Below are 15,183 nucleotides of genomic sequence, written 5' to 3'. Positions count from 1 at the left end.
GATGGAGTCCTTGCCGCCGGAGAACAGGATCACCGGCCGCTCGAACTCGCCCGCCACCTCACGGAAGATGTGCACACCCTCCGACTCCAAAGCGTCCAGGTGCGACAGCGCGTACGGGCTGGCCGTCTCCTCGGAGACAGTGGCGACGGTCGTCATGCGAGACCCCTTTCGGTGAGCAGCGCATGCAGCGCGGCCGCGGACTCCTGCACGGACTGGGTGTGCGACTCGATGCGCAGATCGGGCGACTCGGGCTCCTCGTACGGGTCGTCGACCCCGGTGAGCCCGGAGATCTCGCCCGCCGCCTGCTTGGCGTACAGCCCCTTCACATCGCGCTCGGAGCACACCTCGACCGGCGTCGCGACATGCACCTCGAGGTACGCGGTGCCGCTGGCCATGTGGCGCTTGCGTACCGCCTCCCGGCTGTCCGCGTACGGCGCGATCACCGGAACGAGCGTCTTGACGCCGTTACGGGACAGCAGGTCGGCGAGGTAGCCGATGCGCTGCACGTTCGTGTGCCGGTCCTCGCGGCTGAAGCCGAGGCCCGCCGTCAGGAACGTACGGATCTCGTCGCCGTCGAGCACCTCGACGCGGTGGCCCTCCGCACGCAGCCGGTCGGCCAGCTCGTACGCGATCGTGGTCTTGCCGGCGCTCGGCAGACCCGTGAGCCAGATCGTGGCTCCGGTCACTTGGTTCTCCTGGTTCCTCGGCAGCGCGTTCATGGTCGCGGTCATGGTCAGCCGTGCAGCCCGCACTCGGTCTTGGCGCTGCCCGCCCAGCGGCCGGCGCGCGCGTCCTCGCCCTCGAGCACCCGGCGGGTGCAGGGGGCGCAGCCCACGGAGGGGTAACCGTCCATGAGCAGCGGGTTGGTGAGGACGCCGTGCTCGGTGACGTACGCGTCCACGTCGTCCTGCGTCCAGCGGGCGATCGGCGAGATCTTGATCTTGCGGCGCTTCTCGTCCCAGCCGACGACCGGGGTGTTCGCCCGGGTCGGGGACTCGTCGCGGCGCAGGCCCGTGGCCCATGCGGTGTACTTCGTCAGCCCCTCTTCCAGGGGCTTGATCTTCCGCATCGCGCAGCACAGGTCGGGGTTGCGGTCGTGCAGCTTCGGCCCGTACTCGGCGTCCTGCTCGGCCACGGTCTGCCGCGGGGTGAGCGTGATGACGTTGACGTCCATCACGGCCTCGACCGCGTCGCGGGTGCCGATGGTCTCGGGGAAGTGGTAGCCGGTGTCGAGGAACACGACGTCCACGCCGGGCATGGCACGGGCGGCGAGGTGAGCGACAACCGCGTCCTCCATGGAGGACGTCACACAGAACTTCTTGCCGAAGGTCTTCGCGGCCCACTGAAGGATCTCGAGCGCGGACGCGTCCTCGAGGTCACGGCCCGCCTGCTCGGCGAGCGCCTTCAGTTCCGCGTCGGGATCCGTCTCGATATCAGGCTCTGCCTGAACCGTCGTCATATCTGGTCCCCTCCACCGTCAGTGCGCTGAAGACTGTCTTTTTGAGCGTGATCCGAAGGAGCGCCATGGCCGGTGTCGGGAGACCGACCGTGCTCAGCCCCTCCTTCGTCGGGGCCTCCGCGCGCTCGGTCTCCCGACACCGTCGCGCTCCTTCGGCTCACGCCGCGGGAAAGCAACCCGAGGAACTTCAACTGGAAGGCTCGATTGCATGCTCCGCATTCCCACGCGCCATGCCCCTGCTCGCTCGGACGCAGGTCCTCGTCGCCGCAGTAAGGGCAGTAGAAGGGCGCGGCTCGCTCGCTCACCGCTGCCGCCCTCCGTCCGCATCCATGCGTACGTGGCCTGCGAGGGCGCCGAATACGGCACCCGCACCGGCGAGCAGGAGGACGCTCATCGCCGCGACCACGAGAGGACTCATGACAGCGACTCCTCACTGGCCCGAGCCGCCCATGTGGCGAACCTCTCGCCCTCCTCGCGCTCCGCCTCGAAGCGCTTGAGGACCCGCTCGACGTAGTCCGGCAGCTCCTCCGAAGTGACCTTCAGGCCACGGACCTTGCGGCCGAAGCCGGCCTCCAGGCCGAGCGCGCCGCCGAGGTGCACCTGGAAGCCCTCGACCTGGTTGCCCTCGTCGTCCAGGACCAACTGGCCCTTGAGACCGATGTCCGCGACCTGGATGCGGGCGCAGGCGTTCGGGCAGCCGTTGATGTTGATGGTGATGGGCTCGTCGAACTCGGGGATGCGACGCTCGAGTTCATCGATCAGCGAGGCCCCGCGCGCCTTGGTCTCGACGATCGCGAGCTTGCAGTACTCGATGCCCGTGCAGGCCATCGTGCCGCGCCGGAACGGCGACGGCTTGGTGGTGAGGTCGAGCGCCTCCAGGCCCTCGACGAGCGAGGCGACCTTCGACTCCTCCACATCGAGCACGATCATCTTCTGCTCGACGGTCGTACGCAGCCGGCCCGAGCCGTGGGCCTCGGCCAGCTCGGAGATCTTCGTGAGGGTCGTGCCGTCCACCCGGCCCACCCGCGGTGCGAAACCGACGTAGAAGCGGCCGTCCTGCTGCCGGTGCACCCCGACGTGGTCGCGCCAGCGCGCCACCGGCTGGTCGGGCGCCGGGCCGTCGATGAGCTTCCGCTTCAGGTACTCGTCCTCAAGCACCTGACGGAACTTCTCCACACCCCAGTCGGCGAGCAGGAACTTCAGCCGGGCGCGCGTACGAAGGCGCCGGTAGCCGTAGTCGCGGAAGATCGAGATGACGCCCTCGTAGACGTCCGCGACCTCGTCCAGCGGCACCCAAGTGCCAAGACGCTGGCCGATCTTGGGGTTGGTGGAGAGGCCGCCGCCGACCCAGACGTCGAAACCGGGGCCGTGCTCCGGGTGGTTCACGCCGACGAAGGCGACGTCGTTGATCTCGTGCGCCACGTCGAGGAGCGGGGAGCCGGAGATCGCGGACTTGAACTTGCGGGGCAGGTTCGAGAAGTCCTTGTTGCCGATGATCCGGCGGTGGATCTCGTCGATCGCGGGGGTGCCGTCGATGATCTCGTCCTCGGCGATCCCGGCGACGGGCGAGCCGAGGATGACGCGGGGCGTGTCACCGCAGGCCTCGGTCGTGGACAGGCCGACGCCTTCGAGGCGCTCCCAGATCTCGGGCATGTCCTCGATACGGATCCAGTGGTACTGGACGTTCTGCCGGTCGGTGAGGTCGGCGGTGCCGCGCGCGAACTCCTGCGAGATCTCGCCGATCACCCGCAGCTGCTCGGTGGTGAGCCGGCCGCCGTCGATCCGCACCCGCAGCATGAAGTACTTGTCGTCCAGCTCCTCCGGCTCCAGGATCGCGGTCTTGCCGCCGTCGATCCCGGGCTTGCGCTGGGTGTAGAGGCCCCACCAGCGCATCCGGCCACGCAGGTCGTTGGGGTCGATCGAGTCGAAGCCCCGCTTGGAGTAGATCGTCTCAATGCGTGTCCGTACGTTGAGACCGTCGTCGTCCTTCTTGAACTGTTCGTTGCCGTTGAGCGGGGTGAAGTGACCCACGGCCCACTGACCCTCGCCGCGGTGACGGCTCACCTTGCGGCGGGGCGCGGCGGCAGCAGGCTTCTGTGGGGTGGCGGCCATGGTTTACGTCCTTCGGGACAGACGGGGAGAGCGACTCAGACCTGCGCATAGGGGCGCATGGGGGCATACGCGCGCGTCATTGCGCAAGGCGAGGCAAAGGGGAGGGGTTCGGCGGCGGTGCTGCCCGGGACCGGAAGGCCCTGTCGGATGCAGCTGCTCAGCTCGCCGGACAGATGGCGCTGGACATGCGGCCGAGGTCGACGTGCCGCCGACTCACCAAGGCAATTCCAGTTCCAGACATGACGGAAGCGTGTCATGGCGATCTGGACAGAGTCCAGCTTCGTCCGCGATGCGGACACCCTTGTCCCGTATCGTGAGACAAGGGTGTTGTTGGTCACAAGGCCTGACGCGGGGCTTGTGTTTCCCGGTCTCACCAGGTCAGACGGGCAGCGCCCCCGGCCAGGGGCCGGCGGTGGCGATGTCCGGCTCCTCGGCCACCTTGGTGTCGAAGAGCTTGAAGCCGCGCCGCAGGTAGTTGTCCAACGCATGCTCCCCGTCCTTGCTGCATGTATGCAGCCAGACGCGCTTCGTCGGCGGCCTGCCAGGCCGGCGCTCGGCCAGGTCCCAGGCGCGCGCGACTCCGTACGACAGGAGGTGCCCGCCGATCCGCCGGCCCCGGAAGGCGGGGATCAGTCCGAAGTAGACGATCTCCACGACGCCTTCGGCCTGCGCCTCCAGTTGTACGTATCCCGCGGGCGTCCCGCGCTCGTACGCGACCCAGGTCTCGACCTCCGGCCGATCGAGGTCCTCCTGCCACTGGGCGTACGTCCAGCCCAGCCGGTCGGTCCAGCGGATGTCGCCGCCGACCGCGGTGTACAGGAAGCGGCTGAACTCCGGCGAGGGCACCTCGGAGCGGACGATCCGGACGTCGCCGGCCGGCTCGGCGGCGGGCAGCAGGTCGGCCGGAGAGGTCTGCTCCAGCGACCAGGTGGTGACAGCGATGCTCATGCGGGTCAGCGATACCACGAAGACGAGCCCCGCTTCAAAAAACGGCTCACTAACGGCTCACTCCAACGAGCGGTCCACCGCGGACAGCTCAACCGCGTACAACACCCGTTCGGACACGGCGTTCTGCTGCCACGCGGTGACCTTGTCCGCCGCCCGTCCGGGAAGGTCGTTCACCTTGCTCGCCGAGGTCGTCGCCCGCCCGGTCAGAGTCCACAGTTCGCCGGTCTCCTGCCAGTACGACAGCGACTGCGTGTCCCGCCCCCAGCAGGCGTACGACTCGTCACCGCCGCACTTCGCGGCCTTCGCGACGCTCTTGTTCTGCTGCCAGAGCGTGCCGTGCCCGTCGCCCGCGCCCGGTGCGTGCCCGGCGTACCAGTTCGGCTCGCTCGCGCCGTTCGGCCGGTGCGAGAGAACCCCTTGCAGGCCGACGGCGTCGGTCTCGTACGCCTCCTCGGCGTGGACGCGCCCGCGGGTGTCGGTGGCGAGCAGGCCCGTGCGGTGGCTCACGGTGCTGTAGTCGTAACGCCATACGCGGCCCGGCTCGCCGCTGTCCGGGCGGAACCACTCGTTGGCGACCAGGCTGTCCGGCGCGGAGGTGCGGTCCAGGGAGACAGAGGCGAGGCAGGGGACGCGGTCGTTCGTGGTGGCGTCACAGGCGCCGGTGAGGCTGTACGAGCCCATGGCCGGCATCACATACCGGTAGCCGTGCGCCGACCAGCCGTCCTCCACCTTGCCGACCGCGCCGCTGATGACGTCGGCGCGCAGGATGCGGTTCATGTCGAAGACGTACAGGGCGTCGTTGCCGACGGCGCCGTTCCTGGCGGTGACGATCAGCTTGTCCTGGTGCCAGACCATGCCGCCGATACGGGAGCGGACGGCCTCGAAGTCCTTGCCGCCGTCCAGGGGGGCGACCAGCAGGACCCAGCGGTACTTGAGATTCACCGGGTCGTTCGCGTCGATGAAGGCGACCCGGGCGAGGCTCTCGTCCTCCTTCGCGCCCGCTGCCTGACCGTCGTGCGTCCAGCCGGAGAGGATCACACGGTTGGAGCCCCACCTGCCGTCCTCGTCGGAGTCTCCGGAGGTGGTCACCGACTGGGGCAGCCACTTCTGGGTCCTCGCGTCGCTGTCCGCCCAGCAGTAGGCGCGCGTGGCGGCCGGCTCGACGGGCAGCGCGGCCTTCTCCTGGGCGCCGCAGTCGGCCCTGTTGCGCATCTGGTGGTTGGCGTTCTTCAGGACGCCGTCCACGCCGATGTTCCCGCCCATCTCGCTCTCGAGGGCGTCGAGGGTGTCCTCGCCGACGAGGTTCTCCTGCAGCTGGAGCTTGTCGGTCTCGGACGAGGAGCTGAGCGCGGTGAGGGCGCCCGGATTGTCGCTGCTCGCGGCCTGTGACGTGCTGATGAGGCCCGCGGCGACGGTGAGGGCGAGAGCGGTCCCGGCCAGGCTCGCGCGCAGCGCGCGCCCCTTCTTCCGGCGGCGGTGCCTGCCTCGATACGCCATTGTTCCTCCCGCGTTGGCGGCCAACTGCCCTTTCCGATCAGTGCGTTGAACCGGGCGGGACAGTGTGGGGAGCCGTGGGAGGGATGGTACGTCAGATGTCGCCGGGCCTGGGCGAATACGCCGGAATAGGTGGTACGAGAGGGAGGCGCCGGTTCGACACCGCGCCCCCCTTGTGTCGTATGTCTTCCTACGCCCCGACTAGGAGACGGGCCGCGCCCGCTCCACCACCGAGGCCAGGTCCAGGCTGTGCGGCAGGGTCCCGAACGCCGCTCCCCAGTCCCCGCCGAGACGCGACGCACAGAACGCGTCGGCGACCTCCGGGGGCGCGTACTGGACGAGCAGCGCGCCCTGGAGCACCAGCGCGATCCGCTCGGCCAGGCGCCGGGCGCGGCCTTCGATGCCGTCCAGGTCGGCGAGTTCGGCCAGCAGGTTCTTGATCGCCCCGTCCAGCCGGTGGTCGGCGCCACGGGCCCGGCCGATCTCCTGCAGGTAGGCGTTCAGGGCGTGCGGCTCGCGCTGCATGGCCCGCAGGATGTCCAGCGCCTGGACGTTGCCCGCGCCCTCCCAGATGGAGTTGAGCGGCGACTCGCGCAGCAGCCGCGGCATCCCGGACTCCTCCACGTATCCGTTGCCGCCCAGGCACTCCGACGCCTCGACGACGAGCGGCGTGCAGCGCTTGGTCACCCAGTACTTCGCGGCCGGCACGGCGATCCGCAGGAACGCCCGCTCCTGCTCGCTCCCGTCGTCGTACGCGGCGGCCAGCCGCAGCGACAGCGTCGTCGCCGCCTCGGACTCCAGGGCGAGATCGGCCAGTACGTTGCGCATCAGCGGCTTGTCGATCAGCTTGCCGCCGAAGGCCTCGCGGTAGGTGCAGTGGTGCACGGCCTGTGCGACCGCCTGCCGCATCAGGGAGGCGGCACCGAGCGCGCAGTCCAGCCGGGTCACCGCGACCATCTCGATGATCGTGCGCACCCCGCGCCCCTCGTCCCCGACCCGGCGCGCCCAGGTCCCGTCGAACTCGATCTCGCTCGACGCGTTCGACCGGTTGCCCAGCTTGTCCTTCAGCCGCTGGATCAGGAACACATTGCGCGTACCGTCCTCCAGCACACGCGGCACCAGGAAGCACGTGATCCCGCCCGGCGCCTGCGCCAGCACCAGAAAACCGTCCGACATCGGTGCCGAGCAGAACCATTTGTGGCCCGTCAGCTCGTACGTCCCGTCCTCGGCGAGCGGACGCGCCACCGTCGTGTTCGCCCGTACGTCGCTGCCACCCTGCTTCTCCGTCATGCCCATGCCGAAGAGAACGCCCGCCTTCTGCGAGGCGGGCCGCAGCCCCTGGTCGTACACGGTGGACGTGAGCCGCGGCTCCCACTCGGCCGCGAGCTCAGGGGCCGTGCGCAGCGCGGGCACCGCCGCGTGCGTCATCGACAGCGGACAGCCGTTGCCCGCCTCGACCTGCGTCCAGACCAGAAACCCGGCCGCCCGCCGCAGATGCCCGCCCGGCCGCGCCCACGCCGCCGTCAGGCCCGCCGAGACGCCCTTGCCCAGCAGCCGGTGCCAGGACGGATGGAAGTCGACCTCGTCGATGCGGTGACCGTAGCGATCGTGCGTACGCAGCCTGGGCGGATTCTCGTTCGCCAGCACCCCCCACTCCTGGGCCTGCACGGAACCGGCGGTGCGCCCCAGCGCCGACAGCTCGTCGAGCGCCTCGTCGAGCAGCCCGGGGTCGAGATGCCGCTCGACCGCTTCCGTCAGGACCCGGTCGGCGCCGAAGACGTCATAGCCGACAAGGGGCGGAACCTGGTTCGTCACTGCGTGGGTGCCGGTTGCCATGCCAGAAAACTACCCCCGGGTAGGGCGGCCGTCACCTACGAGTGCGGAGGGTGAAGAACGCACGTCGCGACCGATACGGTTAGGAACGTGCAGCCAGCAAGTGAAACACCAGAGAGCCCTCCCGGTCGGCTTCACCGGGCACGTGCTCTCTACCGGAATGTCTCCAAGCGGAAGACCGCCTGGCTGCTCCTCAAGGACACCGTCAACTCCTGCATCGAATACCGGATCCTGGGCCTTGCGGCCGAAGCCGCCTTCTTCACGCTGCTCTCCGTGCCGCCACTGCTGCTGAGCATGCTCGGACTGCTCGGCTACGTGGACTCCTGGACCGGCGCCGACACCATCGTCAGCCTCGAGACCAACCTGCTGGAGGCCTCGCGCACGATCCTGTCCGACAAGGGCGTCACGGAGATCGCCCAGCCGATCCTGCACGACGTGATGAAGGGCGGCAGACCCGACGTCATCTCCCTCGGCTTCCTCTTCGCCCTGTGGTCGGGCTCGCGCGCGGTGAACGTCTTCATCGACACCATCACCGTCATGTACGGCCTCGACGGCGTCCGCGGCATAGTCAAGACCCGGCTGATGGCGTTCCTGCTGTTCATAGTGGCGCTGCTGATCGGCTCCGTGGCACTGCCGCTGATGGTCGCGGGCCCGGACGCCGTGGTGAACCTCGTGTCGTGGTCGACAACCGTCGTACAGGTCCTGTACTGGCCCGTCGTCATCGTCCTGTCCATCGTCTTCCTGACGACGCTCTACCACGTGTCCGTGCCCGTGCGCTCCCCATGGATCGAGGACGTGCCAGGCGCCCTGGTCGCGCTCGGCATGTGGGTACTGGGCAGCTTCCTGCTGCGGATCTATCTGTCCAACACGGTCGAAGGGCCCACGATCTACGGCTCCTTGGCCGCCCCCGTCGCCGTACTGCTGTGGATCGGCGTCTCCGCCTTCGCCGTACTCGTCGGAGCGGCCGTCAACGCCGCCATCGACCGGGTCTGGCCGGCCGCCGCCACGGCCGCCGCCCGTGCCGTCAACGAGCAGCTGCGCGCCGCACAGGCCGCCGACATCGTGGCCCGCGCGGCCGCCGCCCGGGCCGCCGCCGACCCCGACGACCCGGACATGCCCTCCGAGTTCCCGGAACGCTGGTCCCGCTTCCTTCCCCCGGAGGACGTGACCTCACGGCTGCGCACACATGTGAAGAGCTCCCCGAAGAACGGGGACGAGCCGCCCGCGCAGGATCGACCGCCGGGCTAAGCGGTCTCGGGGAAGTGAGGCACGCCCCCGCGCCGCCCGGCACGGCACCTCGCCGCACTGCCGCATCACCCCAGTACGTCCAGTACGGGGGCGATGCGGCAGCACGCCGATGTACCGCACCGGACGACGCGGGAACGCACCCCACTTCCCCGAGACCGCTTAGACCTTCCACACCCCCTGCGCCGCGTGCTCCCGCGCGAAGTCCGTGAAGTCGCGCGGGGCGCGGCCCAGAACCTGCTCGACCCCGGCGGTGGTCTGCGCGTTGCTGCCGTCGAGCAGCGCCTCGAAGACCTCCTGCAAGGACGCGACCTCCTCGGCCGGCAGCCCGAAATCGGTCAGCATGGCGCCGTACTCCTTGACCGACACCGGCACATAGCGGATCTCCCGGCCCGCCGCGGCCGAGATCTCCGCCATGGCATCACGGAAGGACAGCAGCCGCGCCCCGGTGATCTCCAGGGTCCGCCCCACGTACGAGGAGTCGGTGAGCGCCTTCACCACGACGTCCGCGATGTCCCGCGCGTCGATGAACGGCACCGGCACCTCGCCCGCCGGGAACACGAACTCACCACCGCGCACCCCCTCCAGCAACAGCCCCTCACTGAAGTTCTGCATGAACCAGTCCGCCCGCACGACCGTCCACTCGGCCCCCGACTCCCGTACCGTCCGCTCGGCCGGCTCCGCCTGCGCCTCACCGCGCGCCGACAGCAGCACCAGCCGCCGTACGCCGAGCTCCAGCGCACGCCGCGCGAGGGCACCGATGCTCTCGGCGGCGCCCGGCGCGCCGATGTCCCCCGGATACGCCACATACGCCGCGTCGGCGCCGCGCAGCGCCTCGTCCCACGTGGCGGAGTCGGCCCAGTCGAAACGCACCGCGCCACCGCGCGACGCGGCCCGTACGTCGAATCCCGCCGCCTGCGCCGCCTCCACCACCCTGCGCCCCGTCTTGCCCGAGGCTCCCGTCACCAAAAGCGTCTTGTTCCGCGTGTTCTCCGTCATGAAATCGAGTGAACTGCCCTGCGCGGAAAGGGAACATCGCTGAACCTCTCGTTCCCATAAGCGCGCGTCTACTCTGGGCTCATGGACGCCCTTGCAGGCCTTTTGGAGGGTCCACGCGCACGTGGCGCCTTCATGATCCGAGCGTGTTTCGATCCGCCGTGGTGCGTACGAGTCGAAGACCGTGCCCCGCTCACAGTGATGCTCATGGTCCGCGGCGACGCCTGGATCACCCCGGACGAGGGCGAGCGGCTGTTCCTGAGGGCCGGCGACCTCGCCATCGCGCGCGGCCCCGACCCGTACACCTGCGCAGACGCCCCCTCCACCCCGCCGCAGGCGCTGATCGGGCCGGGCGCCGAATGCTTCTACCCCGACGGCCGCTCCCTGAACGGGGTCATGGACCTCGGCGTCCGCACCTGGGGCGACCGGCTCGACGGCTCCACAGTGATACTGATCGGGACGTACACCATGCAGGGCGAGATCAACGGCCGGCTGCTCGACGCCCTGCCTCCGCTGCTCCGCCTGACCTCCGACGAGTGGGAGTGCCCGCTCACCCCGCTGTTCACCGAGGAGATCGTGCGCGACGAGCCCGGCCAGGAGGTCGTCCTCGACCGGCTGCTCGACCTGCTGGTCATCGCCGCGCTACGGGTCTGGTTCTCCCGCCCGGAAGCCGAGGCGCCCGGCTGGTACCGGGCTCTCGCGGACCCCGTAGTGGGCCGGGTGCTGCGCCTCCTCCAGGACGACCCGGCACATCCCTGGACCGTCGCCTCGCTCGCCACGAAGGCAGGCGTCTCCCGGGCCGCACTCGCCCGCCGCTTCAGCGAACTCGTGGGCGAGCCCCCGATGACGTATCTCACCGGCTGGCGCCTCGCCCTCGCCGCGGACCGGCTGCGCGACACCGACGACACCATCGGCGCGATCGCCCGCCAGGTCGGCTACGGCAGCGCGTTCGCCCTGTCCAGCGCCTTCAAGCGGGTGTACGGGGTCAGTCCGCAGGAGCATCGGACGAGAGCGGCGTAACCGAGCGGCGTAACCTGGCGTACGTGTACACGGAGCGGCCCTCCCGGCTTGCGGGCGCCGTCGTCTGGACGAACACCCCGTCCGACACCGGCGCCGGGCACGTCCTGCCCGACGGCTGCATGGACCTCCTGTGGAACGAGGGACGGCTGCTGGTCGCCGGACCCGACACACACGCGTACGTCACCGAGGGCACGCCGCAATCCTGGGCGGGCGTCCGCTTCTACCCCGGCACCGCGCCCACCCTCCTCGGGGTGCCCGCACACGAACTGCGTGACCGCCGCGTGGAGTTGACCGACCTCCGCCCCCACTCCGAGGTGCGGCGCCTCACCGCGCACGTGAACGCGGCCGACGACCCGGCAAGCGGCCTGGAAGAGGTGGCGCTGCGGTGGGCCTCCGGCGCCGCACCCCCCGACCCGCTGCTGAAACAGGTCGTCGCCGCCCTCCACGCGGGCCGCCCCGTCGCCGCCACCGCCGACGAACTCGGCGTCGGCGCCCGCCAGTTGCACCGCCGCTCACTGACCGCCTTCGGCTACGGCCCCAAGACCCTCGCCCGCGTACTACGGCTGCAGCGCGCCCTCGCCCTGGCCCGCGCCGGAGTGCCCTACGCGGACACGGCGGCGCGGACCGGGTTCACCGACCAGGCTCATCTGGCCCGGGATGTACGGGAGTTGGCGGGCATGCCGCTGGGCGAGCTACTGGGACGCACCGGGTAGTGGCGCGAACAGGCCGACGTCGTTGCCGTCCGGGTCGAGCAGGCTCGCGTACCGCTGCCCCCAGTCGGCGTCCCACGGCTTGAGCCCGCTGTCGTATCCGGCGCCCACCATCTCCTCGTACACGGCGTCGACCTCGGTCGGGCTCTCGCACAGCAGGGCCAGCGACATACGCCCGCCCCCGCTCGGCGGCTGCCACTCCGGCGCGAACTCGCGGATGGTCTCCTCGCTGTCGAGCATCAGGCGCAGCCCGCCCGGCAGTTGGGCCTCGGCGTGCGGCTGTTTCTCGGAGCCCTCGGGGAAGTCGAGTCCGAGGCGGCGGTAGAAGGTGACTGAGGCGGCCATGTCGGAGGCCACCATGCCGATCGCATCGAATCGTGGAGTCATGCGGCCACCGTAGGCAGGCAGTTGGGGCGCGGTCTTGTAGGAATCGGACACGTCCGGTTGGACTGGCTCCTGGTCACGTGGACGGGGAGAGCTGTTTGCGGACCCATGTTGGATCGGGGTTGGTGTGCGGTTGACCGTCCACGACGACAGTCGGCACGGTCTCGTTGCCGTCGTTGGCTTCCCTGACCGCTGCCGCTCCAGTCGAGTCACGCCAGATGTTGACCCAGTGCACCTGGCGGGGGTTGCGGCCCAACCGTATGCGCAGGCGCAGACAGTACGTGCAGCCCGGCCGCCAGTAGACGATCGGGCGGCCGTCGACCGTGCTGCGGTGTTGTGCCTCCAGTGCACCGATCGATTTCGGAAAGATCAGGGGCGAGTTCACGCCTGCGAGCAGCACGAACACCAGCAGCAGTGCCGCGGCTGCGCCGGGACTTCCCCCGAGGATCAGCCCAGTCGCGGCGACTGAGCCGCAGAGCACGAGCAGCATCGGCAGAATCCAGGCGCGCATCATGGTGACGCAGGTTATCGGTGTAGGCGAAGGCGACCGGGCTCAGCTTGAGGCAGGGACATCTGCCCTCGGCTGCCCGCGCTCGAGGCCACGAGCCGTTCGCTGCTCGAGTCTCGCCCTGCGGTCCGGCCACTCCGCTGCGATGATCGAAAAGATCGCGGAGTCACGGAGTCCGCCGTTCTCGCCTGGCGCCCAGGATGGAGACCAGTTCCGCAGCACGCCTTCGAAGCGTGCGCCCGTCCGTTCGATCGCGGCCCGCGAACGGCTGTTACGTGCGTCCGTCTTCAAGTCGAGGCGTGCAACTCCCCAGTTCTCGAACGCGTGCCGGAACAGCAAGTACTTGGCCTCGGTGTTCACTCCTGTGCCCTGGGCCGACGCCGCGAGCCAGGTGAAGCCGACCTCGATCGCGCACAGACTGTCTCCGTCCGGCCACAGCCGCGGGTCCCAGTAGGCCGTGGCGCCAACGGCCCGCCCCGACGTCTGCTCCACCTGCGCGTACGGGGCCAGCTTCCCGGCAGCGGCACGGGCGAGCTGAGCATCGATATAGCCTTCGACCTCGGCTGCCGTGGGCACCCACGTGAACCGATAAGAGGTCCGGTCTTCTTCCGCCGCCACAGCCAGATCCGCGGCATGGCGGTGATCCAGCGGCTCCAGACGCACGAGCGTGCCTTCCAGAACCGGTCCCTCCAGTGTGAAACTCATCGATCACCCATCCAATGCCGGCTCAGCTTGTTCGCCTCCAGTCCGCAGGTCCGTAGCTTTCCAGGGCCATTGCGTCATGTCGCGCGAATTCCGGGCGGAGCGCACCGCCCGTCGGCCAGGGCCGACAGCTGGCCATCGGACAGGGCCCGACAGCTGGACCGCGCTCGGGCATGCCTCGGAGGCGTACGAGGACCCGGACTTCCGGGCGCATCTGCTCGGCGGCGTCACGTGGGCGGCGCGACTTCAGCCGTAGGCCTCGTGGCCTTACGGGCTTTACGCGAACCCCGGTGCCGGCCCCGTACTCTCCCGCACCACCAGCCGTGTGGACAGCTCCGTGCGGGTGCCCTCCGGGCGTTCGCCCGCCATGATGCGGACCAGCAGGCGCAGCGCTGTCGCGGACATCTCCGACAGGGGCTGGCGGACCGTGGTCAGCGGGGGTGTGGACCAGTGGGCCTCGGGCAGGTCGTCGAAGCCGACGATGCTCATGTCGTCGGGGACGGTCAACTTGCGTTCGGCCAGGGCCCGGTAGCTGCCGAGGGCCATCTTGTCCGAGCAGACGAAGACGGCCGTGGGCGGTTCGGGCAGGTCGAGGAGTTCCAGCATGCGGCGGTGGGCGGTGATCTCGTTGAAGCCGCCGTAACGGACGTACTCGGGCCGGTGGCGGACCCCGGCCGCCGTGAGTGCCGAGCGGTAACCGGCGACGCGGGTGCTGCTGCACATCTTGCGCCGGTGGCCGGCGATGACCGCGATCCGCTCGTGACCGAGGGCGAGCAGATGCTCGGTGGCCGTGACACCGCCCTGCCAGTTGGCGGCGCCGACCGAGACCACGCCGGGCGGCGGATCGATCACCGGGTCGATCAGGACGAACGGGATGCGGTGCTGGTCCAGCCAGGCGTACTGGGACTGGGTGAGCTCCGCCAGGTTGAACAGCACACCGGCGGAGCCGCGCGTGGAGAGCTTGTCCAGCCAGCCGCGCTCGGGACGGCCACCGCGCGTCCGGGTCAGGCCGGCCGAGACGACCACCTCCAGGCCCGCGTCGTGCGCGGCCTCCTCCACGCCGTGCAGCACGGCGCCCGACCAGGAGGAGTCCAGTGAGTGCACGACCAGATCGACCAGACCCGGCGGCTTCGCGGCGTCGAACCGCGGTCTGCGTACGTAGCCCAGCCGGTCGAGCGCCTCGGTGACCCGGCGGCGGGTCTCCGGCGCCACGTCCTCCCGGCCGTTGACCACCTTCGACGCCGTCGGCACGGACACCCCGGCCTCGCGGGCGACGACCGCCAGCGTCGGCCCGGCCACGCTCCCGGTACGCACCATGGAAGGCCACCTCTCCGGCCCCGTCCCGAGGGCCAGCGAAAGTTTCGAATCGCCACGGTCTGTCACGCGGGAGGGCGTCGACCGGTTAGAAAGCGCTTCCTACATTACGGCCGCCGGGAGTGTACGGGGAAGGGGGCGGTGTTCTACGGAATCCCCGGGAGTCGAAACTTTCGAAATGTCGAACAGGTAGAGCTGGGGACTTCTGGACCCGGCGGGGTGGCGGGGTCAGGCCGGGTGCGCCGTAGTCACCATGAGCCGCCGCCCCCGCCGCCGTCTCCGCCGCCGACCCCTCCGCTGTCGCCTCCGCCGCTGTAACCGCCCGAGGAGGAACCCGAGGAGGAACCCGAGGAGGAACCCGAGGAGGAACCCGAGCCGCCGGACGGCTGGTGGGTGGCGGTGGACGCGGCCGCCGGCGGAAGGTAGGTGGCGAGGTGGGGCCGGAGCGTCGCGTCGTC

The 15,183-nt window shown here is 69.9% G+C and carries 16 protein-coding genes and 2 pseudogenes; 4 read left to right on the top strand and 14 right to left on the bottom strand.

Annotation, left to right across the window (positions count from 1 at the left end; genetic code table 11):
• The 8 genes and pseudogenes from OP79_RS54785 to OP79_RS46165 all read right to left on the bottom strand — a co-directional run.
• Nucleotides 1-156 (bottom strand): annotated as a pseudogene (locus OP79_RS54785) (sulfate adenylyltransferase subunit CysD); the annotation flags it as partial.
• Nucleotides 153-731: an adenylyl-sulfate kinase gene (gene cysC / locus OP79_RS46190; protein WP_245685696.1), complete on the bottom strand. Its 579-nt coding sequence runs from the start codon at nucleotides 729-731 to the stop codon at nucleotides 153-155. The gene cysC and the pseudogene OP79_RS54785, both read right to left, overlap by 4 nt.
• Nucleotides 732-733: 2 nt before the next feature.
• Complete coding sequence (locus tag OP79_RS46185; protein WP_033329203.1) at nucleotides 734-1,459, bottom strand: phosphoadenylyl-sulfate reductase; 726 nt, start codon at nucleotides 1,457-1,459, stop codon at nucleotides 734-736.
• A 414-nt stretch (nucleotides 1,460-1,873) separates the two neighbouring features.
• On the bottom strand, nucleotides 1,874-3,571 hold the full coding sequence (locus OP79_RS46180) for a nitrite/sulfite reductase (RefSeq protein WP_033329202.1): 1,698 nt from the start codon (nucleotides 3,569-3,571) through the stop codon (nucleotides 1,874-1,876).
• Nucleotides 3,572-3,728: 157 nt separating this feature from the next.
• Nucleotides 3,729-3,812 (bottom strand): putative leader peptide, encoded by an 84-nt coding sequence (locus OP79_RS58370; RefSeq protein ID WP_309486338.1) that lies wholly within the window; start codon nucleotides 3,810-3,812, stop codon nucleotides 3,729-3,731.
• A 137-nt stretch (nucleotides 3,813-3,949) separates the two neighbouring features.
• A complete protein-coding gene (locus OP79_RS46175; RefSeq protein WP_033329201.1) occupies nucleotides 3,950-4,519 on the bottom strand; it encodes a GNAT family N-acetyltransferase in 570 nt (189 codons plus the stop codon).
• A gap of 57 nt (nucleotides 4,520-4,576) precedes the next feature.
• Nucleotides 4,577-6,016 carry a hypothetical protein gene (locus OP79_RS46170; RefSeq protein ID WP_033329200.1) on the bottom strand — a complete coding sequence of 480 codons (1,440 nt, stop codon included), beginning with the start codon at nucleotides 6,014-6,016 and terminating at the stop codon, nucleotides 4,577-4,579.
• A 198-nt stretch (nucleotides 6,017-6,214) separates the two neighbouring features.
• On the bottom strand, nucleotides 6,215-7,849 hold the full coding sequence (locus OP79_RS46165; RefSeq protein ID WP_033329199.1) for an acyl-CoA dehydrogenase family protein: 1,635 nt from the start codon (nucleotides 7,847-7,849) through the stop codon (nucleotides 6,215-6,217).
• An 87-nt stretch (nucleotides 7,850-7,936) separates the two neighbouring features.
• Between OP79_RS46165 and OP79_RS46160 the strand changes: the two genes are divergently transcribed.
• A complete protein-coding gene (locus tag OP79_RS46160; protein ID WP_033329198.1) occupies nucleotides 7,937-9,094 on the top strand; it encodes a YihY/virulence factor BrkB family protein in 1,158 nt (385 codons plus the stop codon).
• 159 nt (nucleotides 9,095-9,253) lie between these two features.
• On the opposite strand, the gene OP79_RS46155 is transcribed toward OP79_RS46160, so the two are convergent.
• Nucleotides 9,254-10,090: an NmrA family NAD(P)-binding protein gene (locus tag OP79_RS46155; RefSeq protein ID WP_033329197.1), complete on the bottom strand. Its 837-nt coding sequence runs from the start codon at nucleotides 10,088-10,090 to the stop codon at nucleotides 9,254-9,256.
• A gap of 81 nt (nucleotides 10,091-10,171) precedes the next feature.
• On the opposite strand from OP79_RS46155, the gene OP79_RS46150 reads away from it, so the two are divergent.
• Both OP79_RS46150 and OP79_RS46145 read left to right on the top strand, forming a co-directional pair.
• The gene (locus OP79_RS46150; protein WP_033329196.1) at nucleotides 10,172-11,107 is read left to right on the top strand and encodes an AraC family transcriptional regulator; all 936 of its coding nucleotides are present in this window, start codon (nucleotides 10,172-10,174) and stop codon (nucleotides 11,105-11,107) included.
• Nucleotides 11,108-11,130: 23 nt separating this feature from the next.
• Complete coding sequence (locus OP79_RS46145; protein WP_033329195.1) at nucleotides 11,131-11,820, top strand: helix-turn-helix domain-containing protein; 690 nt, start codon at nucleotides 11,131-11,133, stop codon at nucleotides 11,818-11,820.
• On the opposite strand, the gene OP79_RS46140 is transcribed toward OP79_RS46145, so the two are convergent.
• The 3 genes from OP79_RS46140 to OP79_RS46130 all read right to left on the bottom strand — a co-directional run bounded on the left by OP79_RS46140 (nucleotide 11,800) and on the right by OP79_RS46130 (nucleotide 13,414).
• Nucleotides 11,800-12,204, bottom strand: coding sequence for a VOC family protein (locus tag OP79_RS46140; RefSeq protein WP_078492479.1), 405 nt, complete (start codon nucleotides 12,202-12,204; stop codon nucleotides 11,800-11,802). The genes OP79_RS46145 and OP79_RS46140 overlap by 21 nt on opposite strands.
• Before the next feature lie 73 nt (nucleotides 12,205-12,277).
• Nucleotides 12,278-12,715 (bottom strand): glutaredoxin domain-containing protein, encoded by a 438-nt coding sequence (locus OP79_RS46135; RefSeq protein WP_033329193.1) that lies wholly within the window; start codon nucleotides 12,713-12,715, stop codon nucleotides 12,278-12,280.
• 39 nt (nucleotides 12,716-12,754) lie between these two features.
• Nucleotides 12,755-13,414 (bottom strand): GNAT family N-acetyltransferase, encoded by a 660-nt coding sequence (locus OP79_RS46130; protein ID WP_033329192.1) that lies wholly within the window; start codon nucleotides 13,412-13,414, stop codon nucleotides 12,755-12,757.
• A gap of 154 nt (nucleotides 13,415-13,568) precedes the next feature.
• Between OP79_RS46130 and OP79_RS54775 the strand changes: the two are divergent.
• Nucleotides 13,569-13,667: pseudogene (locus tag OP79_RS54775) on the top strand (ThuA domain-containing protein); the annotation flags it as partial.
• 20 nt (nucleotides 13,668-13,687) lie between these two features.
• On the opposite strand, the gene OP79_RS46125 reads toward OP79_RS54775, so the two are convergent.
• Both OP79_RS46125 and OP79_RS54770 read right to left on the bottom strand, forming a co-directional pair.
• A complete protein-coding gene (locus tag OP79_RS46125) occupies nucleotides 13,688-14,728 on the bottom strand; it encodes a LacI family DNA-binding transcriptional regulator (protein WP_033329191.1) in 1,041 nt (346 codons plus the stop codon).
• Nucleotides 14,729-14,973: 245 nt separating this feature from the next.
• On the bottom strand, nucleotides 14,974-15,183 hold a 210-nt coding region (locus OP79_RS54770), incomplete at its 5' end, for a hypothetical protein (protein WP_033329190.1).

The sequence above is a fragment of the Streptomyces yerevanensis genome (genome assembly GCF_000716805.1).
Taxonomy (GTDB): Bacteria; Actinomycetota; Actinomycetes; order Streptomycetales; family Streptomycetaceae; genus Streptomyces; species Streptomyces flaveus.
Note: the sequence above shows the minus strand (reverse complement) of the source record. Positions and strands in the feature narration are given on the sequence as shown.

What these genes read in the sequence shown, in the direction of transcription:
- OP79_RS46150 (WP_033329196.1), top strand. Translation starts at nt 10,172, where the DNA reads ATGGACGCCCTTGCAGGCCTTTTGGAGGGTCCACGCGCACGTGGCGCC.
- OP79_RS46135 (WP_033329193.1), bottom strand. Translation starts at nt 12,715, where the DNA reads ATGATGCGCGCCTGGATTCTGCCGATGCTGCTCGTGCTCTGCGGCTCA.
- cysC (WP_245685696.1), bottom strand. Translation starts at nt 731, where the DNA reads ATGACCGCGACCATGAACGCGCTGCCGAGGAACCAGGAGAACCAAGTG.
- OP79_RS46125 (WP_033329191.1), bottom strand. Translation starts at nt 14,728, where the DNA reads ATGGTGCGTACCGGGAGCGTGGCCGGGCCGACGCTGGCGGTCGTCGCC.
- OP79_RS46180 (WP_033329202.1), bottom strand. Translation starts at nt 3,571, where the DNA reads ATGGCCGCCACCCCACAGAAGCCTGCTGCCGCCGCGCCCCGCCGCAAG.
- OP79_RS58370 (WP_309486338.1), bottom strand. Translation starts at nt 3,812, where the DNA reads ATGTCTGGAACTGGAATTGCCTTGGTGAGTCGGCGGCACGTCGACCTC.
- OP79_RS46140 (WP_078492479.1), bottom strand. Translation starts at nt 12,204, where the DNA reads ATGACTCCACGATTCGATGCGATCGGCATGGTGGCCTCCGACATGGCC.
- OP79_RS46165 (WP_033329199.1), bottom strand. Translation starts at nt 7,849, where the DNA reads ATGGCAACCGGCACCCACGCAGTGACGAACCAGGTTCCGCCCCTTGTC.
- OP79_RS46185 (WP_033329203.1), bottom strand. Translation starts at nt 1,459, where the DNA reads ATGACGACGGTTCAGGCAGAGCCTGATATCGAGACGGATCCCGACGCG.
- OP79_RS46175 (WP_033329201.1), bottom strand. Translation starts at nt 4,519, where the DNA reads ATGAGCATCGCTGTCACCACCTGGTCGCTGGAGCAGACCTCTCCGGCC.
- OP79_RS46155 (WP_033329197.1), bottom strand. Translation starts at nt 10,090, where the DNA reads ATGACGGAGAACACGCGGAACAAGACGCTTTTGGTGACGGGAGCCTCG.
- OP79_RS46130 (WP_033329192.1), bottom strand. Translation starts at nt 13,414, where the DNA reads ATGAGTTTCACACTGGAGGGACCGGTTCTGGAAGGCACGCTCGTGCGT.
- OP79_RS46170 (WP_033329200.1), bottom strand. Translation starts at nt 6,016, where the DNA reads ATGGCGTATCGAGGCAGGCACCGCCGCCGGAAGAAGGGGCGCGCGCTG.